General features: G+C 71.1%; 19 protein-coding genes. 12 read left to right on the top strand and 7 right to left on the bottom strand.

The features are described from left to right. Positions 1-54: 54 nt before the first annotated feature. Positions 55-819, bottom strand: a complete 765-nt coding sequence (locus TU31_RS31985; protein ID WP_042161103.1) for a polysaccharide deacetylase family protein — start codon at positions 817-819, stop codon at positions 55-57. Between the two features lie 148 nt (positions 820-967). Between TU31_RS31985 and TU31_RS31990 the strand changes: the two genes are divergently transcribed. The 4 genes from TU31_RS31990 to TU31_RS32005 all read left to right on the top strand — a co-directional run bounded on the left by TU31_RS31990 (position 968) and on the right by TU31_RS32005 (position 4466). Beyond that, positions 968-1675 carry a response regulator gene (locus TU31_RS31990; protein ID WP_042161105.1) on the top strand — a complete coding sequence of 236 codons (708 nt, stop codon included), beginning with the start codon at positions 968-970 and terminating at the stop codon, positions 1673-1675. Further along, entirely contained in the window at positions 1672-3270 is a 1599-nt protein-coding gene (locus tag TU31_RS31995) for an ATP-binding protein (protein WP_042161106.1), read from the top strand. Before TU31_RS31990 ends, TU31_RS31995 begins: the two co-directional genes overlap by 4 nt. Then, the gene (locus tag TU31_RS32000) at positions 3267-3896 is read left to right on the top strand and encodes a GerMN domain-containing protein (protein ID WP_052719128.1); all 630 of its coding nucleotides are present in this window, start codon (positions 3267-3269) and stop codon (positions 3894-3896) included. Before TU31_RS31995 ends, TU31_RS32000 begins: the two co-directional genes overlap by 4 nt. Before the next feature lie 168 nt (positions 3897-4064). Beyond that, entirely contained in the window at positions 4065-4466 is a 402-nt protein-coding gene (locus tag TU31_RS32005; RefSeq protein WP_042161108.1) for a DnaJ family domain-containing protein, read from the top strand. Between the two features lie 24 nt (positions 4467-4490). Here TU31_RS32005 and TU31_RS32010 read toward each other — a convergent pair whose 3' ends face one another. Continuing rightward, a complete protein-coding gene (locus tag TU31_RS32010) occupies positions 4491-5765 on the bottom strand; it encodes a DUF5005 domain-containing protein (RefSeq protein ID WP_042161110.1) in 1275 nt (424 codons plus the stop codon). A gap of 243 nt (positions 5766-6008) precedes the next feature. Here TU31_RS32010 and TU31_RS32015 point away from each other — a divergent pair, with 243 nt between their 5' ends. From TU31_RS32015 to meaB, 3 genes are read left to right on the top strand one after another with little or no spacing between them, the layout of a single operon-like run. Then, positions 6009-7892: a methylmalonyl-CoA mutase subunit beta gene (locus TU31_RS32015; protein ID WP_042161111.1), complete on the top strand. Its 1884-nt coding sequence runs from the start codon at positions 6009-6011 to the stop codon at positions 7890-7892. Then, complete coding sequence (gene scpA / locus TU31_RS32020; RefSeq protein ID WP_245698932.1) at positions 7892-10162, top strand: methylmalonyl-CoA mutase; 2271 nt, start codon at positions 7892-7894, stop codon at positions 10160-10162. Before TU31_RS32015 ends, scpA begins: the two co-directional genes overlap by 1 nt. 10 nt (positions 10163-10172) lie before the next feature. Further along, the gene (gene meaB, locus TU31_RS32025) at positions 10173-11180 is read left to right on the top strand and encodes a methylmalonyl Co-A mutase-associated GTPase MeaB (protein ID WP_042161113.1); all 1008 of its coding nucleotides are present in this window, start codon (positions 10173-10175) and stop codon (positions 11178-11180) included. Positions 11181-11316: 136 nt separating this feature from the next. Here the strand turns inward: meaB and TU31_RS32030 are convergent, their stop codons facing one another. Continuing rightward, positions 11317-12828, bottom strand: a complete 1512-nt coding sequence (locus TU31_RS32030; RefSeq protein ID WP_042161116.1) for an MFS transporter — start codon at positions 12826-12828, stop codon at positions 11317-11319. An 85-nt stretch (positions 12829-12913) separates the two neighbouring features. Here TU31_RS32030 and TU31_RS32035 point away from each other — a divergent pair, with 85 nt between their 5' ends. After that, positions 12914-13300: a MarR family winged helix-turn-helix transcriptional regulator gene (locus TU31_RS32035; protein ID WP_042161119.1), complete on the top strand. Its 387-nt coding sequence runs from the start codon at positions 12914-12916 to the stop codon at positions 13298-13300. A gap of 48 nt (positions 13301-13348) precedes the next feature. Here the strand turns inward: TU31_RS32035 and TU31_RS32040 are convergent, their stop codons facing one another. Together TU31_RS32040 and TU31_RS32045 are read right to left on the bottom strand one after the other, a co-directional pair. Next, positions 13349-14287, bottom strand: a complete 939-nt coding sequence (locus TU31_RS32040) for a LysR family transcriptional regulator (protein WP_042161121.1) — start codon at positions 14285-14287, stop codon at positions 13349-13351. A gap of 109 nt (positions 14288-14396) precedes the next feature. Beyond that, the gene (locus TU31_RS32045) at positions 14397-14906 is read right to left on the bottom strand and encodes an ATP-binding protein (protein WP_052719129.1); all 510 of its coding nucleotides are present in this window, start codon (positions 14904-14906) and stop codon (positions 14397-14399) included. A gap of 196 nt (positions 14907-15102) precedes the next feature. Here TU31_RS32045 and TU31_RS32050 point away from each other — a divergent pair, with 196 nt between their 5' ends. Together TU31_RS32050 and TU31_RS32055 are read left to right on the top strand one after the other, a co-directional pair. Beyond that, complete coding sequence (locus tag TU31_RS32050; RefSeq protein WP_042161124.1) at positions 15103-15339, top strand: DUF397 domain-containing protein; 237 nt, start codon at positions 15103-15105, stop codon at positions 15337-15339. Positions 15340-15558: 219 nt separating this feature from the next. Further along, positions 15559-16467, top strand: a complete 909-nt coding sequence (locus TU31_RS32055) for a Sco1979 family transcriptional regulator (protein WP_042161127.1) — start codon at positions 15559-15561, stop codon at positions 16465-16467. Positions 16468-16548: 81 nt separating this feature from the next. On the opposite strand, the gene TU31_RS32060 is transcribed toward TU31_RS32055, so the two are convergent. Beyond that, the gene (locus tag TU31_RS32060; protein WP_042161129.1) at positions 16549-17364 is read right to left on the bottom strand and encodes an SAM-dependent methyltransferase; all 816 of its coding nucleotides are present in this window, start codon (positions 17362-17364) and stop codon (positions 16549-16551) included. A 510-nt stretch (positions 17365-17874) separates the two neighbouring features. Here TU31_RS32060 and TU31_RS32065 point away from each other — a divergent pair. Then, positions 17875-18522 carry a TetR/AcrR family transcriptional regulator gene (locus TU31_RS32065; protein WP_042161130.1) on the top strand — a complete coding sequence of 216 codons (648 nt, stop codon included), beginning with the start codon at positions 17875-17877 and terminating at the stop codon, positions 18520-18522. 62 nt (positions 18523-18584) lie between these two features. Further along, complete coding sequence (locus TU31_RS32070) at positions 18585-19454, top strand: class I SAM-dependent methyltransferase (RefSeq protein WP_042161132.1); 870 nt, start codon at positions 18585-18587, stop codon at positions 19452-19454. Positions 19455-19547: 93 nt separating this feature from the next. On the opposite strand, the gene TU31_RS32075 is transcribed toward TU31_RS32070, so the two are convergent. After that, positions 19548-20066: a GNAT family N-acetyltransferase gene (locus TU31_RS32075; protein WP_042161134.1), complete on the bottom strand. Its 519-nt coding sequence runs from the start codon at positions 20064-20066 to the stop codon at positions 19548-19550. Positions 20067-20121 lie beyond the last annotated feature (55 nt).

A 20121-nucleotide genomic window follows, 5' to 3' on the forward strand; every position in this document is an offset into this window, starting at 1 on the left:
CCCCAGACGGCAATCAGGGCGGCCCGAAGGCCGCCCTGATCCACACGACTGGCGTCAGCGCTTCGGGAACCCGAACCCGTAGCCCTGCTGCTTCATCCACGGCAGCAGCCGCTCCAGCGAGGCGACGGTCCGGGAGCGGTCGCCGCCGCCGTCGTGGAACAGCACCGTCGGGCCGTTGGAGAGTTCGGCGCGCACCGTGGCGTCGATCATGTCGACGGTGCCGCCCTCGAAGTCCTTGCTGTCGACGTTCCAGCCGAGCGGTCGCATGCCGTGGTCCGCGGCGAGCTTGCGGCTGTAGGGCGTGAAGGCGCCGCCGGGGGCGCGGTAGTACTCGACCTGTGCGCCGCCCGCCGCGTTCTCGATCATCTGCTGGGCGTCGAGTATCTGCCGCGACTGGAAGCTCTCGGACTTGTGATTCATCCCGGTGTCGTGGTCGAGGGTGTGGTCGCAGAGCTTGTGGCCCGCGGCCACCACCTGCTTGACCAGGTCCGGATGCGCCTTGGCCTGCGGGCCGATCATGCAGAAGACCGCTTTGACGTTCTGCCGCTTGAGGACCTCCAGCACCTTCGGGGTCCAGGTCGGGTCCGGGCCGTCGTCGATGGTGATGTTCAGGCTGCGGCCGGGACGGTCCGAGGCGTGCACGATCGAGGGGTCGACCGGGGCGCCACGGGACGCCTTCTTGGGTTGTTTGGCGGCGTCCGCCGCGCTGGAGTCCGTACCGGCTCCGGAGAAGACGAGCGTCCCCGCGGCCGCGAGTGCCACGACAGCCGCCGCGGCCACCCCGATGATGCCGCTCTCTTTACCGAAGCCCCGTGCCATCCCGATCCCGTCCCTCTTACCTGCGCCTGTGCGGTCCGACGGCGGTGGGTGCTGCACCCGCACCGCCCTGCACCACGGAAGATGCGGCAGAGATCGAGAAGGCTGCTCCTGTTACGGATCCATCATGAAACTTATTGATACTGGTCCCATGCCACGTGTACTTCTGATCGAGGACGACGCCGCCGTACGGGACGGGGTGACCCTCGCGCTCCGGCGGCGCGGCCATGAAGTGGCCGCCGCGGCCAGCGGCGAGGAGGGCCTGGACGTCCTGCCGGGCTTCCGCCCGGACATCGTGCTGCTGGATCTGATGCTCCCCGGCAAGGACGGCTTCGAGGTCTGCCGGCTGATCCGCGCCGAGCGACAGCTGCCGATCATCATGCTCACCGCCCGTGGCGACGACCTCGATGTGGTGCTCGGACTGGAGGCCGGGGCCGACGACTACATCGTCAAGCCGGCCCGCGGTGAGGTCCTCGAAGCCCGCATCCGCGCGGTGCTGCGCCGTACCGCGCTGCCGGCCGAGGGCACACCGGCCGCCGCCGAGCCGGGCCCGGCCCCGGTGGAGACCTACGGCGAACTGGCCATAGACCGCGCCGGCCTGGTGGTCGGCAAGGGCGGCCAGGATCTGGCGCTGGCCCCCTCGGAGATGAAGCTGCTGCTGTTCCTGTCCGCCACCCCGGGGCAGGTCTTCAGCCGCCAGCAGCTGCTGGAGCAGGTGTGGGAGCACAGCTACCACGGCGATGCGCGGCTGGTCGACGCCTGCGTCATGCGGCTGCGGACGAAGATAGAGGACACCCCGCGCAGCCCCCGTTACGTCCAGACCGTGCGTGGTTTCGGCTACCGCTTCGGACCCCTGTGAAGCGCCCCCGCCGCTGGGCGGACCTCCCCCGCCTCGGGCGCGGGAACCCCCAGCTGCTGCGTGGGCTGCGGGCCCGGCTCGTGGTGGGATTCCTGGTGGTGGCCGCCGTCAGTGCGCTGACCACCGCGCTGCTGACCTACCAGGAGGCGCGTAACGCGATCCTCCAGCGCTCCCAGGACATCGCCGTCAACGATCTGCGGGCGCAGGTCAATTCGCTGGCTCCCGAGCTCCCGGTGCCGCCGTCGCAGGCCGACCTGGACTCCTTCCGGGTCCAGCTGGAGCGTTCCGGAAAGTCCCGGGACTGGGACATTTCGGTGCATTACCGCGGAGTGCGGGACAGCGGTGACGGGAGTCTGCGCGGCGATGTCGTGATCCCGGCCGGCCTCAAGGAGTCGGTGGAGAAGCGACATGTGCCGGTCTTCCAGCGGGTGGACCGCGGCGGGGACCCGTGGCTGCTGATCGGGATGCCGGTGCGGCAGACCGACGGCAAGGCCTCCGCGCTGTCCGTCTATGCCCAGCTCCCGCTGTACGCCGAGGAGGACAATGTCGAGGCGCTGGTGAGCGCCGCCCAGCGGGGTGCGCTGCCGGTGCTGGTGCTGACCGTGATCCCGGCGCTGCTCGCCGCGCGCGGGGTGCTCCGGCCCGTACGCGGGCTGCGGCAGGCCGCCGGGCGGATCGCCGAGGGCAAGCTGGACACCCGGCTGGAGGTCAAGGGCGCCGATGAACTCGCCGACCTGTCCCGGACGTTCAACGACATGGCGGCCCGGCTGGAGGAGAGCATGGCCGAGCTGCGCCGGCTGGAGTCCAACGCCCGGCGGTTCGCGGCCGATGTCTCGCACGAGCTGCGCACGCCGCTCGCGGCGATGACCGCGGTCACCGACGTGCTCGACGAGGACGCCGACTCCCTCGACCCCGACACCGCCTCCGCGGTCCGGCTGATCAGCCAGGAGACCGGGAAGCTGGCGCGGATGGTGGAGGATCTGATGGAGGTCTCGCGGTTCGACGCGGGGGCCGCGGCGCTCCATCCCGACGAGGTGGACGTCGCCGAGACCATCCGTAAGACCCTTCAGGCCAGGGCCTGGCAGAAGCGGGTGACGGCGGAGCTGCCGGCCGGCGTACGGGCCCGGCTCGATCCGCGGCGGCTCGATGTGGTGGTCGCCAACCTGGTCGGCAATGCCCTGCACCACGGCGGCGAACCGGTCCGGGTGCGGCTGCACGCCCCGGAGCCGGGCGCGGACCGGCTGCTGATCGAGATCTCCGACAGCGGGCCCGGTATCGACCCCGAGGTCCTGCCGCATGTCTTCGAGCGCTTCTACAAGGCGGACTCCGCCCGCGCCCGTTCGGAGGGCAGCGGCCTGGGCCTGGCCATCGCGATGGAGAACGTACGGCTGCACGGCGGCGTCATGCGCGCGGCCAACTCCCCCGAGGGCGGTGCGGTGTTCACGGTGGATCTGCCGCTGCGCCAGGGCGAGACCGCCGGGGCGGCGGCCGAGGAGGCGGACGGCCCGCCGGACGGCGCCTGGGCGGCCGGGGAGACCGCGGACGACAACCCGGACGGCGCACGTCCCGAAGCCGGAAAAGAGAACCTCGTATGAGCGCCCTGAACGCCCTGAAGGCCCTGCGTACGGTGCGGGCCCGGCGTCTCGTCCTGGGCGGTGCCCTCACCGGGGCGCTGGCGGCCGCCCTGTCCGGGGCGCTGACCGGCTGCGGTATCGCGCCCACCGATGTCATCGACGCCGGTGAACCCGCCAGCGGCATGAAGTCGCCGGGCCAGCCCGAGGCCGATGTCCAGCTGTTCTTCTACGGGCCGTCCGGGCTGCGCTCCGCGACCCGGCCGGCGAAGGCCCCGGTCGATCCGGAGACGGCCCTCCAGCTGCTCATGAAGGGCCCGAACCACGCGGAGCGGATGCGCGGCCTGACCAGTGTGCTGCCGAAGTTCCTCGGCCTGCCGTCCGCCAAGACCCGCGAGGGCGCCGTGGCGATCTCCGTGCGGGTGGGCGTCGAGCTGTTGGACTCCGCCTCGCTGAACCAGCTGGTGTGCACCGCGGCCAACGCCCGGGTGCCGGGGAACAAGCCGGCGGGGCAGGTCACCGTGACGATCGAGGGCAAGGCCGGCCGGGTCGGCCCCATGGTGTGCGGCGGCAACAACGCCTTCCCCGTCGTCGAGCCGAGCCCGACCCCCACCCCGCCGTCCGCGACGGAGCGGTCGGACACGGGGTGAGCCCGGCACCGGCGGGTCCGTCACGGAACCGAGCCCGGCCGGCTGAACACCACGGACCGCCCCTCGCCCCCCGGTGCCGCGCTACCGTGAAAGCAGGCACCCACCTGCCCGCACCCCGTCCGGAGAAGATCGGCCGACCGGCCCCTGAATCCTCGGGAGACACCCGCGATGACCGAGCGCAAACCCCCCGGTGTCACCTTCGAGAGCTGGATCGACCGGCAGATCCGCGAGGCGACGGAGCGCGGCGAGTTCGCCGGCCTCCCGGGCGCAGGCAAGCCCCTCCCCCACCTCGATCAGCCGTATGACGAGATGTGGTGGATCAAGGACAAGATGAGCCGGGAGCACCTCTCCTACCTTCCGCCGAGCCTCGCCCTGCGCAAGGAGGCGGAGGACGCCCTGGAGGCCGCGGCCACCGCTCCCACCGAGGCGGCCCTGCGCCGCATCCTGACACCGGTCAATGAGCGCATCCGCGCGGCGCTGCGCACCCCGCTCGAAGGCCCGCCGCTGAACCTCGTACCGTTCGACATCGACGAGGCGGCCCGTAAGTGGCGGGAGCAGCACGGGAGTTGAAGAGACCGGGCGCCGCGCCCCGGCTCACGGCCCGACCGGGCCCAGCCGCACCCGCAGGAATCGTGGCCGGTAGAGGTCCACATCACCGTTGAGCCGGGAGTCGGCCGGGACGCCGGGCGGGCCGAGCCAGTTGATGTCGTAGCTGAGCAGCAGTGCGCCGTCGGCGGTGAATTCCGGATGCGCCTGCGGGTTGTAGACCGTGAGGTGCTGGGGGTCGGCGGCGGGTGGGCGGGGCGGGGTGAGCCGGCCGTTCGGCCCGTGCCAGGGGCCGTGGGGTGAGCAGGACCAGTAGCTGGTGAGGGCCCGCATCCCGGCCGCGCCGCCGCCCCCGGTGTCCATGGTGATCAGCACCCACGCGGGTCCGTCGCGGACGACGGTGAAGGCGGTGCCGACGCCGCGCGGGCCCCCGTCCCGCAGCACCGGGCGGGCCCGCCCGGCCCGCCGCTGCCAGTGGGCGCCGTCCCAGAACCGCCAGCTTCCGCGGTCCCCTAGCCGCCCGGCCGGGACCCGTGCGAGATAGGCGCTGGAGGCGGGTGCCGACGGTGGGTCGTCGCTGCCGAAGACATAGGTCCAGCCGCCGTCGCGGACCGCGGCCGCGCCGTAGAGGACACGCCGGCCCGGGTCCGCGGAGGTCGGGCCGACGGCCTGGGTGATGCCTTCCAGGCGCAGGCCGGGGAGGGAGAGCGTGGCGACCTCGGTGCTGTGCGGCATTCCGAAGATCCACGGGCCGGTGCCGGGCGCGCGGTTCCACAGCAGGACACGGACCACTTTCCGGTCCGATCCGGGCCCGCGGGGCTCCACGCTCGCGCGGACCGGCCAGCGCCAGCCACCGCCGGGCGGGTCGGGGAAGAACGGTCCGGGGGCGGCCGCGGTGCCACCGGTCAGGGTGCGCTCCAGCCGGCCCGAACGGGACATCACCACGGCGGAGTTGTGCCGCAGGAACGGGGTGCCGCCGGTGTCGGCGGTGCGCCAACGGCGGTGCTCCCCCTGCGGGTTGGGCGGTTGCTGGATCCGGTCGAGGAAGGTGTCGGAGAAGAGCCAGAGCGTCCGGCCGTCGGGGAGGCGCACCGAGTGGGTGCCGTCGCCGCCGGTCCAGTCGTCGACCCGGGTGTTGTCATTGCCGTAACGGGCGAATTCCGCGGTATGCCGGGAATCGGGGGTCCAGGAGACGATCCGGCGTCCGGCGCAGTCCGCGGCGTGACCGCGGCCGGCGGTCCGCGGCAGCACCCACAGGAGCGCGGCGACGGCCAGCAGCAACGTGGCGACGGTCACGGTTCGGGTCAACGGCGCCTTGGGCATCGCGCTCCTCTGGGGGTACCCCCTGCTCCTGGGGAGGGTGCCGCGCCCACCGTACTGAACCTGCGCCGACGCCCCGGGGCGGACACGTCCCGTAGGTCACCGGAGGACTTCGCGCGATAGGGGCGACCCGTCCCACCTGCCCCATCCGGCCCATGGATATCAACATTTCTGCACGGTCAACGAGTGCAACGTCACAGCTGGAGCCCCTGCTCCAGCTAACGGTCGTTCGCCTAGCCTGCTGCCATGACCGCCGAGTCCCCCGAACTCCCCCTGGCCGCAGCCTTCCCGGATGCCGACCGCGCACAGTGGCAGCGCCTCGTCGAAGGTGTGCTGCGCAAATCGGGCGTCGCAGAAGCAACGGGCCCCGCCGCCGAGGACGCGCTCGCCACCGATCTCCAGGACGGCATCCGCGTCCGCCCGCTCTACACCGCCGAGGACGGTACGGCCGCCCTGGGCCACCCGGGCTTTCCGCCCTTCGTACGGGCCGGCCGGCCCGAGGGCACGACCGTCGCCGGGTGGGACGTACGCCAGCGCCATGTCCACACCGATCCCCAGCAGGCCAATGAATCGGTGCTGGCCGATCTGGAGAACGGCGTCACCTCGGTCTGGCTGACCGTCGGTGACGGCGGGGTGCCGGTGGCCGGGCTGGAGCAGGCACTGCGGGGGGTCTATCTGGACCTGGCCGCGGTGGTGCTGGACGCCGGGGCCGATTTCGCGGCGGCCGCCGAGGAGTTGCTGCGGCTGTACACCGCGTCCGGTGCGCCGCTGCGCGAGGCGGCCGGCTGCCTGGGCGCCGACCCGCTCGGCCTGCTGGCCCGTACGGGCGATGACGCCAAGCTGCGCCTCCAGTTGGAGTCGGCCGCCCGGATGGCCGCGCGCTGCGCCGCCGAGGCGCCCGGTGTGCGCGCGCTGGCGGTCGACGCGCTGCCGTACCACGAGGCGGGCGGCTCGGCCGCCGAGGAACTGGGCACCTCGCTGGCCACCGGCGTCGCCTATCTGCGGCAGCTGACGGGCTCCGGCCTCGGCATCGACGACGCCTGCCGGCAGCTGGAGTTCCGCTATGCCGCCACCGCGGACCAGTTCCTGACGATCGCCAAGCTGCGGGCGGCCCGCCGGCTGTGGGCGCGGGTCGCCGAGGTGTGCGGGGCCTCCCCCGCCGCGTCCGCGCAGCGCCAGCACGCCGTCACCTCCACGGTGATGATGACCCGTCGGGATCCGTGGGTGAACATGCTGCGCACCACGGTCGCCGGACTGTCCGCGGGGGTGGGCGGCGCCGACGCGGTGACGGTGCTGCCGTTCGACGCCGCGCTGGGCCTGCCCGACGCGTTCGCGCGGCGGATCGCCCGCAACACCCAGTCCGTGCTGCTGGAGGAGTCGCATCTGTCGAAGGTGATCGACCCGGCGGGCGGCTCCTGGTACGTGGAGAGCCTCACCGATGAGCTTGCCCGTGCGGCCTGGGCGTGGTTCCAGGAGATCGAGGGAGCCGGCGGCCAGGCCGCGGCCCTGCGCTCCGGGATGATCGCAGGCCGGCTGGCCGACACCTGGGAGCGCCGTACGGAGGACCTCGCCCACCGGCGCGAACCGGTCACCGGCGTCAGCGAGTTCCCGCATCTCGCCGAGCCGCCGGTGCACCGCGAGCCGGCGCCCGCGCCGATCGGCGGAGGGCTGCCGCGAGTGCGCAGGGACGATGCCTTCGAGCGGCTACGGACGCGCTCCGATGCGCAGCTGGCCGCGAGCGGCGCCCGTCCGAAGGTCTTTCTGGCCGCGCTGGGCCCGGTCGCGACACACACCGCGCGGGTGGCCTTCGCCGCCAATCTGTTCCAGGCGGGCGGCATCGAGACGGTGGCCGAGCCCGCGCCGGTGGACGCCGAGTCGGTGGCCGAGGCGTTCGCCCGCAGTGGCGCGCAGATCGCCTGTCTGTGCGCGAGCGACACGGTGTACGGCGAGCAGGCGGCGGCCGTGGCGGCCGCGCTGAAGTCGGCGGGTGCGCTGCGGGTGCATCTGGCGGGCAAGCCGGGCGAGCGGCGGGACGAATTCGCAGCGGCCGGTGTGGACTCCTTCGTCTTCACGGGCTGCGACGCGGTCGAGGTGCTGTCCTCGGCCCTGGATGTCATGGAGGTGGCGTGATGGAGGAGACGACGCAGCAGACAGGCGCCGTCGGCGAAGCGCCGCACGGTTCCCCGGTGCCCTCGGGCGCCATCCCGGACTTCAGCACGGTCGAGCTCGGCGGCCCGGTCACCGCGGACGCCGGCGAGGCCGGGGAGTGGGCCGCGGCCGTGCAGCAGGCCACCGGCAAGGGCGTGGCGGATCTGACGTGGGAGACGCCGGAGGGCATCGACGTCAAGCCGCTGTACACCGAGGCGGACCTCGACGGGCTGGACTTCCTGGGGACCTACCCGGGCATCACCCCGTATCTGCGCGGCCCGTACCCGACGATGTACGTCAACCAGCCCTGGACCATCCGGCAGTACGCCGGTTTCTCCACCGCCGAGGAGTCCAACGCCTTCTACCGCCGCAACCTCGCGGCCGGCCAGAAGGGCCTGTCGGTCGCCTTCGACCTGCCCACCCACCGCGGCTACGACAGCGACCACCCCCGGGTGACCGGCGATGTCGGTATGGCGGGCGTCGCGATCGACTCGATCTATGACATGCGGCAGCTCTTCGAGGGCATCCCGCTGGACAAGATGACCGTGTCGATGACGATGAACGGCGCGGTGCTGCCCGTTCTCGCCCTGTACATCGTGGCCGCGGAGGAACAGGGCGTACCGCCCGAGAAGCTGGCCGGGACCATTCAGAACGACATCCTCAAGGAGTTCATGGTCCGCAACACCTACATCTATCCGCCGCAGCCCTCGATGCGGATCATCTCCGACATCTTCGCGTACACCTCGCAGAAGATGCCGCGCTACAACTCCATCTCGATCTCCGGCTATCACATCCAGGAAGCCGGTGCGACGGCCGACCTGGAGCTGGCGTACACCCTGGCCGACGGGGTGGAGTACCTGCGCGCGGGCATCGCGGCGGGCATGGACGTGGACTCCTTCGCCCCCCGGCTGTCGTTCTTCTGGGCGATCGGCATGAACTTCTTCATGGAGATCGCCAAGCTGCGGGCGGCCCGGCTGCTGTGGGCGCGCCTGGTGCAGCGCTTCGAGCCGAAGAACCCCAAGTCCCTTTCGCTGCGCACCCATTCGCAGACCTCGGGCTGGTCGCTGACCGCGCAGGACGTGTTCAACAACGTCACGCGTACGTGTGTGGAGGCGATGGCCGCCACCCAGGGGCACACCCAGTCGCTGCACACCAACGCCCTCGACGAGGCGCTGGCGCTGCCCACCGACTTCTCCGCCCGTATCGCCCGTAACACCCAGCTGTTCCTCCAGCAGGAGTCGGGCACCTGCCGGGTCATCGACCCGTGGGGCGGCAGTGCGTACGTCGAGAAGCTCACCCACGATCTGGCGCACCGGGCCTGGCAGCACATCGAGGAGGTCGAGGCGGCCGGCGGGATGGCCAAGGCCATCGACGCGGGCATCCCCAAGCTGCGCGTCGAGGAGGCCGCGGCCCGGACGCAGGCGCGGATCGACTCGGGGCGGCAGGCGCTGATCGGCGTCAACAAGTACCGGGTGGAGACCGACGAGGAGATCGAGGTCCTCAAGGTCGACAACTCCTCGGTGCGGGCCCAGCAGATCGAGAAGCTCAAGCGGCTGCGTGCCGAGCGCGACGAGGAGGCCTGCCAGAAGGCGCTGCGCGCGCTGACCGCGGCGGCCGAGTCCGGTCCCGGCGAGGGGCTGGAGGGCAATCTGCTGGCGCTGGCGGTGGACGCGGCCCGTGCGATGGCCACGGTCGGTGAGATCTCGGACGCACTGGAGTCGGTCTACGGGCGGCACTCCGGCCAGATCCGTACGATCTCCGGTGTGTACCGAGACGAAGCAGGCCCCTCCTCCGGTGTGGAGCGCACCCGGTCGCTGGTGGCCGAGTTCGAGCGCGCCGAGGGCCGCCGGCCGCGCATCCTGGTGGCCAAGATGGGCCAGGACGGCCATGACCGCGGCCAGAAGGTGATCGCCACCGCCTTTGCCGACCTGGGCTTCGACGTCGATGTCGGCCCGCTGTTCCAGACGCCGGCCGAGGTGGCCCGCCAGGCGGTGGAGGCGGACGTTCATATCGTCGGGGTGTCGTCGCTGGCGGCCGGCCATCTGACGCTGGTGCCGGCGCTCAAGGAGGCGCTGGCGGCGGAGGACCGTGAGGACATCACGATCGTGGTGGGCGGGGTGATCCCGCCGCAGGATGTGCAGCCGCTGCGGGACATGGGCGCCGCCGCGGTGTTCCTGCCCGGCACGGTCATCCCCGAGGCCGCGCACGATCTGGTGCGGGACCTGGCGTCGGTCCTCGGCCACGAGCTCTGAGCGGGGGGTCATGCCTGCGACGATCGATGTCGAACGGTACGCCGAGGGTGTCCGGGCGGGTTCCCGGGCCTGGATCGCCCGCGCCGTCACCCTGGTCGAGTCGACCCGCCCGGACCACCGGGCGGCGGCCCAGCGGCTGCTGATCGAGCTGCTGCCGTACTCCGGTTCGGCCCGCAGAGTGGGCATCAGCGGGGTGCCGGGCGTCGGCAAGTCGACCTTCATCGACGCGCTCGGCACCCTGCTGACCGGGATGGGACACCGAGTGGCGGTGCTCGCCGTCGACCCGTCCTCCAGCCGTACCGGCGGCTCCATCCTGGGTGACAAGACCAGGATGGAGCGGCTGGCGACCGACCCGGCGGCGTTCGTCCGGCCGTCCCCGACGTCCGGCACCCTGGGCGGGGTGGCCCGGGCCACCCGGGAGTCCATCGTGGTGATGGAGGCGGCGGGCTATGACGTGATCCTGGTGGAGACGGTCGGCGTCGGCCAGTCCGAGACCACCGTCGCCAACATGGTCGACACCTTTCTGCTGCTGACCCTGGCGCGCACCGGTGACCAGCTCCAGGGCATCAAGAAGGGGGTGCTGGAGCTGGCGGACCTGGTCTCCGTCAACAAGGCCGACGGTCCGCACGAGCGCGATGCCCGGTCCGCGGCCCGTGAACTGGCCGGTGCACTGCGGCTGTTGCAGCCGCCGGACGCCGCCTGGACGCCGCCCGTGCTGACCTGTAGCGCCCGCGAGGGCACCGGTCTGAAGGGCGTCTGGGAGCGGGTCGAGCAGCATCGCACCCTGCTGGAGTCCACCGGGGCGCTGGCCGAGCGGCGCCGGGTCCAGCAGGTCGACTGGACCTGGTCGATGGTGCGCGAGCGGCTGATCGACCGCCTCCAGGAACACCCCGAGGTACGCCGCTTGGGCCCGGAGGTCGAACGCGCGGTGCGCGACGGCGAACTCACCGCGACACTGGCCGCCGAACGCCTGCTGGCCGCCTTCGGCTTGGGGGACGGCGCGCCGGGCGAAGCCTAGCCGGGCGTGTGCGCCGAGTCGGACACGCGGCGCATGCACCACGCATCCGTCAGCGAGTCACGCGGAGGCGTACGCACCACGGCACCTCCCGGCTGCGGCTCGTGCCGCACACCGGGAGGTGCCGGGACCAGACCGGTCAGTCGACGAGGGCGAGCTCCCGCTCGTCCGAGGACTTCTCCCCCGGCTTCACGGCCGGCTTCTCCGCCGGCTCTCCCACCGACGCGTCCGCCGGCTGATCGGCCTTGCGCCGCCCGATCAGGCCGGACACTCCGATGAGCAGGCCGATCGCCGAGAGGACGGTGATCGTGAGCAGCGCCGGGGTGAAGCCGGCGAGCAGGGCGTCGGGGCCGGTCTTGCCTTCGCCTCCGGCGGTGAGCACCGCGGTGACGATGGCGAGCCCGATCGCGCCGCCGACCTGCGTCGAGGTGTTCAACAGGCCGCCGGCCAGGCCCTGTTCGTGGTCCGGGATGCCGGCGGTGGCCTGGATGTTGAAGGACGCGAAGGCCAGGGTGAACCCGATACCCAGCAGGATCATGCTGGGCAGCACACCGACGGCGTACGGGGCGTCCCGGTCGATGACGAGGAAGAGCACGTAGCCGATGAGGTGAGCGATGACGCCGCCGGCGATGGTGCGCGCGGTGCCGACCCGTTCGATCAGGGGGTCCATCCGCGGCGAGCCGAAGGCGACGATCACCGCGGCCGGAAGGAAGCCCAGCGCGGTCTGGAGCGCCGACCACTGCAACACCGACTGGAAGTAGAGCATGACCACGAACTGGAAGCCGATGTAGCCGCCGAAGAACACGGATATGCCCAGGTTGGCCCGCGCCAGCGAGCCCGAGCGGAGGATGCCGAGCCGGACCAGCGGATGCGCACTGCGGCGCTCGATCACCAGGAAGGCGGCCAGCAGCACCGCGGCGATCGCGAACTGGATCAGCGTGTTCGGCGCGGCCCAGCCGGCCTCCGGCGCCTCCACGACGGTGTAGACGAGCAGCAGCATCGCGCCGACCGAGGTGATCGCCCCGGGGATGTCGTAGCCGCCGGAGGCGCGGGGACCGTCCTTGGGGAGCAGGCGGTTGGCCGCTATCCACGCGATCACCGCGACCGGCACCGGCAGGAAGAACGTCCACCGCCAGCCCACCTGGGTCAGCAGGCCGGAGAGCACCAGGCCGGCCGAGTAGCCGCTGGCCCCGAAGACGGAGAAGACGCCCAGCGCCTTGTTGCGCGCCGGCCCTTCGGCGAACGTGGTCGTAATGATCGACAGCGCGGCAGGCGCGGTGAACGCCGCCGCCATGCCCTTGAGTATGCGGGTGGCGATGAGCAGGGTTCCGTCGTCGACCAGACCGCCGAGCACGGAGGCCGCGGCGAACACGGCCACCGCGGTCAGGAAGACCCGGCGGCGGCCGAGCAGGTCGGCGGCGCGGCCACCGAGCAGCAGCAGCCCGCCGTAGCTGAGGACATAGCCGCTGACGATCCACTGAAGCGCGCTGGTCGACAGACCCAGGTCCGCCTGGATGGAGGGGAGCGCGACGCCCACCATCGAGACGTCGAGCGCGTCGAGGCCGATGACCAGGGAGACCGTGAGCAGAACTCCCCAGAGTTTGGCGTTCCACGTGGGTGTGGAGACGGACAGGGGTGCGGAGGAAGTCATGCGACGAGCCTTGCATGCACGCACATCGAATGCAAGCGCATTTAATTTCCGTGCATCAAATGCTGGCGCATGTTAACCTTGCCCCATGAAGGGTCGCTCGGAGCAGGAACTGGTCGAGGAGTGGCATGGGCTTCTCGCCCGCCATGCCACCGTGCACAGCGCTCTGGAGCAGGAGTTGCAGGCGGAGCACGGCCTCAGCGTCAGCGAGTTCGAGGCGCTCGAACTCCTCGCCTCCTCCGATCACGGCAAGTGCCGCGGCCAGGACCTCACCAACGTGGTGCACCTGAGCCAGAGCGCCGCCTCCCGGCTGGTCGCCAGGCTGGAGCGAGGCGGCCTCGTCGAGCGCGTCATGTGCGATCTCGACCGCCGTGGCATCTTCGTCGTCATCACCGACGAAGGCCACAAGCGCTACGGCGACGCCAAACCGACCCACCGCTCCGTTCTCGCGCGCACCCTCCACGAAGAAGACTGACCCGCTCCCGCGCGGACAGTCGATGACGGTTCACGGTCAGAGGTCTGCCTACGCGACGCCCGCCGGCCCCTCGGACCGCCGCGGCTCCCGGGCCGGTTCGCCATGTTGTGGCCGGCCGGTGAAATGGGCGACGGCCAGGTCCCGGAAGCGTGCCGCGGCCAAGGTCAGATAACTGTCCTCGCGCCGGACCAGGCTCAGGGTCCGTACGCAGTCGGGGGTGTCGAGATGCAGCCAGGCGAGCGGCACGGACGCGAGATCGGCGCGGGCCAGCGAGGGCATCAGGCCGATGCCGAGACCGGCCGCGACCAGGAAGTGGGTGGCGCCCGGTTCGTCGCCCTCGCAGGAGATCACCGGACGGCGTCCGATGCTGGTGAACAGCCGCTCCAGCAGGGCCCGTTGCCAGTGGCCCGGCCTGGTGGTGATGAAGGGCTCCTCGGCGAGCGCGGCGACCGTGACCCGTTCGCGGCCGGCCAGCGGATGCGAGGCCGGGACGACGAGCAGCACCTCTTCGTGCAGCAGCCGCACCGCCCCCAGACCGGGCCCGGACAGCGGCTGCGAGGCGATGCAGAAGTCCACCTCCCGGGCCCGCAGCTGCTCCCGCATCACGTGGGGGGTGGACTGGAAGCAGCGGACGGTGACCCCGGGGTAGGCGGCGCGGTATCCCGCCAGCAGCTCGGTGAGCGGCAGCAGCGTCTCGGCGGCGACGGCGATCCCGCCGTCATCGAGTCCGGCCGCATCGGCCATCTCCCGGCGGGCGTCGTCGAGTTCGTCCAGCGCCCGCTCGACCCGGGTCAGGAACGCGGCGCCGTAGCGGTTGAGCCGGATCGCGCGGCCGTGCCGGTCGAACAGCGGCACGCCCAGTTCGGCCTCCAGCCGGGCGATCGTCCGGCTCACCGAGGGCTGGGCCACCCGCAGTTCCTCGGCGGCCCGGCTGATGTGCTCCCGGCGCGCGACCGCACGGAAGTAGCGCAGGGACAGCAGATCCATCGGCTTCCGGGGCCTTCCGCTCGGGTGACGGCGACCCCGGAATCGTCACACACGACAGGTAATGGCCCGCTCCACGCGCGGGCCGCCGCAGGGTTCCGTACGCGCCGCCTCAGCCACGTACCGACATCGCCGCCCAGACCGTCTTCCCCGACCGGTCGGGTGGCGTCCAGCCCCAGGACTCGCTCAGCCGGTCGACGATATGGAGACCGCGCCCGGATTCCGCCAGGACGTCCTGCTGCCTGATGACGGGAGCGCCGGGGCCGGCGTCCGAGACCGCGCACAGCACGGTGGTCTCCTGCCGGGTCAGTGCCAGCCAGGCATTGCAGAAGGGGGTGGGTGCCGCGGCGTCCCCGTCCTGCGGTCCGGGGTTCCGGAAACCGTGCCGCAGGGCGTTGCTGACGAGTTCGGAGACGACCAGGACCGCGTCATCGGCGAGGCCCGCGCACACCTGCCAGCCTTCGAGGGTCGCCCGGGTGAACCGGCGGGCTTCCGGCACGGTGCGTGCGGTAGCGCTGAGGGCGCAGGCGGCGAAGCCGTCGGGGGTGGGCATCCACCAGGCGTCCTCACACGGTTCCTCCCGAGGGGCGTGGTGCACGGTCTCTGCCGGATGTGTGGTCATCAACATCTCCGCGAAGGGGATTTCGGGGCTGGGCCGGACTGCCTCGGAGGGTTAATATCCTCGGCAGCCGTCACCCGGTGCAAGTGCATCTGCAATTACATCGGCAAGGACGGCGCCCCAGGGGCTCGTTCACGCCAAGGTGATCGAAGGCTCGGCATCGGTCGGAGGAATGACCTCCAGTAAGGGAGCAGTTGTGATGGAGTCGGTGAGCAACGGCATACAGGCGACCAGCATCGAAGGCGCCGTCTGGCGCAAGAGCCGCCGCAGCAACCCCAGTGGCAACTGTGTTGAACTGGCGGTTCTTTCGGACGGCGGAGTGGCGGTGCGTAACTCCCGGTTCGCCTCGGGGCCGGCACTCATCTACACCCGCGAGGAGATGGTGGCCTTCGTCCAGGGCGCCAAGGACGGCGACTTCGACGATCTCATCGCCTAGGACCGGCGCAGACGCCGCCACGATTGGCGCATATGTCGACTGGATAGTCACCCCGGCTGTACGCACGCTGGGGCCGATGGGACACTGGGCGTTCGCCCGACCACTCAGGGGAGTCAGCATGAGCGAGCGCCGGATGGGGGTTCGCCCGGCCGGAGGTCGGCGGACCGTTGAAGGGTGCGCGCCGCGCGCAGGCGAGGCCGAGCGAAGTGAGGTTTCGGCATGAACGCCGCGCAGCCGAGCAGCGGTCCGTCCCTGCGCCGCTATCTCGACCACCCGCGGGGCGGCCCGACCGTTCTGCGCATCGTGCTGGGCACCCAGCTGCGCCGGCTGCGGGAAGCGGCGGGCATCACCCGGGAGGCCGCCGGGGACGCCATCCGCGGCTCACACGCCAAGATCAGCCGTCTCGAACTCGGCCGGGTGAGCTGCAAGGAGCGGGATATCGCCGATCTGCTGACGCTCTACAACGTCACGGACGAGGCGGTCCGCGCCGACTTCCTCAAGCTGGCCCGCCGGACCAGCAGCCCCGGCTGGTGGCATCAGTACGGCGATGTACTGCCCGGCTGGTTCGAGACGCATATCGGCCTCGAAGAGGCCGCCTCGGTGATCCGCACCTACGAAGTCCAGTTCGTACCGGGCCTGTTGCAGACCGCCGACTATGCCCGTGCGGTGGCGCAGCTCGGTCATCCGCGGTCCTCACCCGAGGAGATCGAGCGCCGGGTGCAGCTGCGGGTTCATCGTCAGGAACTGCTGACCGTCCCGGACGCGCCGCGGGTGTGGGCGGTGATCGACGAGGCGTCCCTGCGGCGCCCGCTCGGCGGGCCGGAGGTGATGGCGGACCAGCTCAGACATCTGCTGAAGATGACCGAGCTGCCGAATGTGACGCTACAGATCGCGCCGTTCAGCCTCGGTGGACTGGCGGCGGCCGGTGGTCCGATCACGATCCTGCGGTTCCTGGAGCCGGATCTTCCGGACATCGTCTATCTGGAACAGCTGACCAGCGCGCTCTATCTGGACAAGCGCGATGATGTGGACCACTACCTCGCGGTGATGGACCGGCTCAGCGCCCAGTCCGAGTCGCCACGCGAATCCGTGGCGATCCTGGAGCGGCTGCTCAAGCAGGAGAGCTGATCCGCACGGTTCTCGGCGGAGCGGGGCGGGGCACCCACCGAGGTGCACCGCCCGCTTCCGCGTTGTGGGGTGCCGGCCGCGCTACGGCTTGCGGGCCACGCCGCCGTACTCGATCCACTCCTGGGTGAGCTGCTTGGGGCCGATGTCCGCGTCCGGCTTCCAGGTGGAGACCTCCACCAGGCCCGGTTCCTGGACCTCCAGCCCTTCCAGGAATCCGGCCAGTTCATGCGCCTGACGTACCCGCCCCCACTGTCCGTGGGTGCTGACCCGCATGAATTCGGTGACGAAGTCGCGGGTCGCGGCGTCCTCGCTGACCAGCTGGCACACCACCAGGAAGCTGCCCGGCACCAGCCGGTCGGCGACCCGCTTGATCAGACCCGCCGGGTCGTCGGCGTCCGGTATGCAGTGGAGCACGGAGACGAACAGCGCGGCGACGGGCTGGTCGAAGTCGATCAGCCGCTCGACCTCAGGGCTGCTGAAGATGCCGTCGGTGTCCCGCATATCCGCCTGGATGACCGCGGTGTTGGCGTTCTCCTCCAGCAGGGCGCGGCCGTGCGCCAGCACGATGGGGTCGTTGTCGACGTACACCACACGGGACCGCGGGTCGACCTGCTGGGCGACCTGGTGAACGTTGTCCTGGGTCGGCAGACCTGATCCGTGGTCGATGAACTGCCGGATGCCGTGTTCACGCGCCAGCCAGCGGACCACCCGCTGGAGAAAACGCCGGTTGTTGATCGCCAGCACCTGGGTGCTCGGGACGACCTTGCTCAGCTCGTCACAGGCCTCGCGGTCGACGGCGTAGTTGTCCTTGCCACCGAGGTAGTAGTCGTACATCCGCGCCACACTCGGGATGCTGACGTCGACGGCGCTGGACTGCGGTCGCGTCTCTTGGCTCATTCCACACTTTCCCGTCGCTTCGACAGCCCTCAGGCAGGGGGCAGCGGCCGATCGTTGCGTGATTGTACGACCACGCCCCGCAGTCCCCAACATACCTAGCGGAGGGCGGTTGTTGCAGACGAGCGACAGGTGTTCCTCGGGTCCAGTGGTGAGGTGACGGAGCGCCATGACGTGCGGCCGAAAGACCGTTCGAGGCGGGGGTACGGGCCGCCACCACGCCACTCGCAGGCGGCGGCCCGTTCCATATTCCGGCGACACCCAGCGCCGGGCACGCCCCCGCCGCGGCCCGGGCCCGGCCCAGGAGCACAACCCGGGCCCTACCGCATCCGCTCCGCCTCGGCAGGCACCCGAGCAACTGCCGTTGCGGAATGGGGCGTTGCGTGAGGTCGCCTACCACCGTCACCCCGCTTTACACCTGCCGATCACGACGCCGAGCGGTGACGCCCACCCCCGGCAACCTGACGTCCAGGTAAACTTACTCGTCAGTAAGGTGGGGGTAAGGTGGCACGAATGAGCGACATACGCAGGCGACGCCTCCCCCGGCCGGTCCGGGAGCAGCTGATCATCGACGCGGCGATCGGGGTCTTCGCCAAGCGCGGCTACCACGCCTCCTCGGTCGACGAGATCGCTGAACTCGCCGGAATTTCCAAGCCGATGGTCTATCTGTATCTCGACTCCAAGGAAGGACTGTTCCTCGCCTGTCTGCGCCGCGAGACCGAGCGCCTGATGACCGCGTTCCGGACCGCCGCCGGCCCCGCGCCCTCCCCCGAACTGCGGCTGCGGGCGGGGCTACTGGCGTTCTTCACCTTCGTCACCGAACACCCGGACAGCTGGGTGGTGCTGCACCGCCAGGCATCGGAGCTGAGCCCGGCGATAGCCGCGGAGCTGGCGCAGAGCCGGCAGGCGGTGCTGACCGAGGTTTCCGGAGTCGTCCGGACCTGTAGCGCGGAGCGCGCCGGGCCCGCCTGCGCCGAGGACGAGGCCGACTTCGTGGCGTACACCCTGGTCGGGGCGGCGGACTCGCTCACCGACTGGATGGTGCTGCATCCCGACGAGCCCCCGGAGCGGATCACCCTGCGGCTGATGAACATGGTGTGGGTGGGGATGCGCAATGTCCTCGACGGGGAGGTGTGGACGACGCCGGCCGGGGAGGGGTAGGAGCGCCCGTCGTCTCGCCGTCCCTACTGGTGGGCGCCCCGGCCGGCGGGTAGAAGGGACGGATGACCATGAACAAGAGTGAACTGACGCCCCGTCCGGGAATTCCGCCCACCGCCGAGGAGATGGTGCTGGCCAACCAGGCCAACTGGGACGCCCGCACCCCGGTTCATGTGGCCAGCGAGTTCTACGGGCTGGACGGCTCCCGTACCGCCGAGGACTGGTTCGCGCCCTTCGAGTGGACGGATCTCGGCGAGCTGACCGGGCGGGACGTGCTGCATTTGCAGTGCCATCTGGGCACCGAGACGGCGGCCTTCGCGGAGCGGGGTGCGCGCACGGTGGGCCTCGACTTCTCGGCGGCGGCCGTCGCGGAGGCGCGGCGGCTCGCCGAGGAGGCCGGCCGGACCATGGAGTTCGTCCAGGCGGATGTGCACCGGGCCCCGGAGGCGCTCGGTGCACGACGCTTCGATGTGATCTACACCGGCAAGGGAGCCCTGTGCTATCTGCCGGATCTGACCGCCTGGGCGGGCATCGTCAGCTCCCTGCTCCGCCCCGGTGGGACGTTCTATCTGGTCGAATTCCACCCGCTGCTGGACTCCCTGGGGCCGGCCGGTGGCCCGGACCAGCAGGAACTGCGGCTCCGGAACGACTACTTAGGGGGCCGTGGTCCCCTCAGGAGCGATACGCCGTGCACCTACACCGACGGTCCGCCGGTGCAGGGAGCCACCACGAGCTATGAGTGGCGGCACGGCCTCGGGGAGGTCATCTCCGCCGTGGTCGGGGCGGGGCTGACCGTCCAACTGGTCCGGGAGACCGAGCTGCTGCCCTGGAAACGATTCGACTCGATGGTGCCGGGCGAGAACGGCTGGTGGCGTCTTCCGCCGTCGGAGCCGATCGTTCCGCTGCTGTACGCGCTGCGGGCGGTCAAGAACTGAGGTCGTACCGGCGGCCGGTGGCGGCAGATGTGCGGCGGTCATCCGGTGGTCCGAAGCTTCGGACCACCGGATGATCCCGTGCCGGGAGATGCCCTAACAGGCGGTCGGCGCACCGGGCGGCGCGGTGACCCCCGCAAGACTGCGGCGATATGACAGACCGGGGCGGCCGCAGCGCCGGCTCTCGCCGACGACGGTGAACCCCGAGCGGGCCAGCACGGCCCGCGATGCCCCGTTGTCGAGAGTGGTCACGGCATACAGGCTGGTCAGCCCGTAGCCGGTGGCGGCAAGGTCGCACACCGCCCGTACGGCCCGGGTGGCCAGCCCCCGGCCCGTGGCACGTTCGGCGATCCGGTACCCGAGTTCGGCGCTGCCCTCCGCGACATCCATGAGGTTGACCCGCCCCAGTACCTCGCCTTCGGCGCCGACCAGGACGTGGAAGTAACAGACGCCGGCCGCCTGTTCGGCGAGCAGGGCACGGTGCCGTTCGTCGAACCGGACGAAGTAGTCATCGCCCCGGTCGGGGACGGACGCGGCGAAGTAGGCCCGGTTCTCCTGCTCGAAGGCGAGCAGCGCGGGGGCGTGGCCTGGACGGAGCAGCTGTATCTCGGGCATGGACAGGAATATAGGCAACCCGTCCGGCATCCGGTTCTTCTTTTGTGGCGGCTGC

Source organism: Streptomyces lydicamycinicus, from assembly GCF_000829715.2.
Classification (GTDB): domain Bacteria; phylum Actinomycetota; class Actinomycetes; order Streptomycetales; family Streptomycetaceae; genus Streptomyces; species Streptomyces lydicamycinicus.

Coding starts and splice junctions, on each gene's coding strand:
- TU31_RS31985 (WP_042161103.1), bottom strand. CDS start 819: ATGGCACGGGGCTTCGGTAAAGAGAGCGGCATCATCGGGGTGGCCGCG.
- TU31_RS31990 (WP_042161105.1), top strand. CDS start 968: ATGCCACGTGTACTTCTGATCGAGGACGACGCCGCCGTACGGGACGGG.
- TU31_RS32000 (WP_052719128.1), top strand. CDS start 3,267: ATGAGCGCCCTGAACGCCCTGAAGGCCCTGCGTACGGTGCGGGCCCGG.
- TU31_RS32005 (WP_042161108.1), top strand. CDS start 4,065: ATGACCGAGCGCAAACCCCCCGGTGTCACCTTCGAGAGCTGGATCGAC.
- TU31_RS32010 (WP_042161110.1), bottom strand. CDS start 5,765: ATGCCCAAGGCGCCGTTGACCCGAACCGTGACCGTCGCCACGTTGCTG.
- TU31_RS32015 (WP_042161111.1), top strand. CDS start 6,009: ATGACCGCCGAGTCCCCCGAACTCCCCCTGGCCGCAGCCTTCCCGGAT.
- scpA (WP_245698932.1), top strand. CDS start 7,892: ATGGAGGAGACGACGCAGCAGACAGGCGCCGTCGGCGAAGCGCCGCAC.
- meaB (WP_042161113.1), top strand. CDS start 10,173: ATGCCTGCGACGATCGATGTCGAACGGTACGCCGAGGGTGTCCGGGCG.
- TU31_RS32030 (WP_042161116.1), bottom strand. CDS start 12,828: ATGACTTCCTCCGCACCCCTGTCCGTCTCCACACCCACGTGGAACGCC.
- TU31_RS32035 (WP_042161119.1), top strand. CDS start 12,914: ATGAAGGGTCGCTCGGAGCAGGAACTGGTCGAGGAGTGGCATGGGCTT.
- TU31_RS32040 (WP_042161121.1), bottom strand. CDS start 14,287: ATGGATCTGCTGTCCCTGCGCTACTTCCGTGCGGTCGCGCGCCGGGAG.
- TU31_RS32045 (WP_052719129.1), bottom strand. CDS start 14,906: ATGACCACACATCCGGCAGAGACCGTGCACCACGCCCCTCGGGAGGAA.
- TU31_RS32050 (WP_042161124.1), top strand. CDS start 15,103: ATGGAGTCGGTGAGCAACGGCATACAGGCGACCAGCATCGAAGGCGCC.
- TU31_RS32055 (WP_042161127.1), top strand. CDS start 15,559: ATGAACGCCGCGCAGCCGAGCAGCGGTCCGTCCCTGCGCCGCTATCTC.
- TU31_RS32060 (WP_042161129.1), bottom strand. CDS start 17,364: ATGAGCCAAGAGACGCGACCGCAGTCCAGCGCCGTCGACGTCAGCATC.
- TU31_RS32065 (WP_042161130.1), top strand. CDS start 17,875: ATGAGCGACATACGCAGGCGACGCCTCCCCCGGCCGGTCCGGGAGCAG.
- TU31_RS32070 (WP_042161132.1), top strand. CDS start 18,585: ATGACCATGAACAAGAGTGAACTGACGCCCCGTCCGGGAATTCCGCCC.
- TU31_RS32075 (WP_042161134.1), bottom strand. CDS start 20,066: ATGCCCGAGATACAGCTGCTCCGTCCAGGCCACGCCCCCGCGCTGCTC.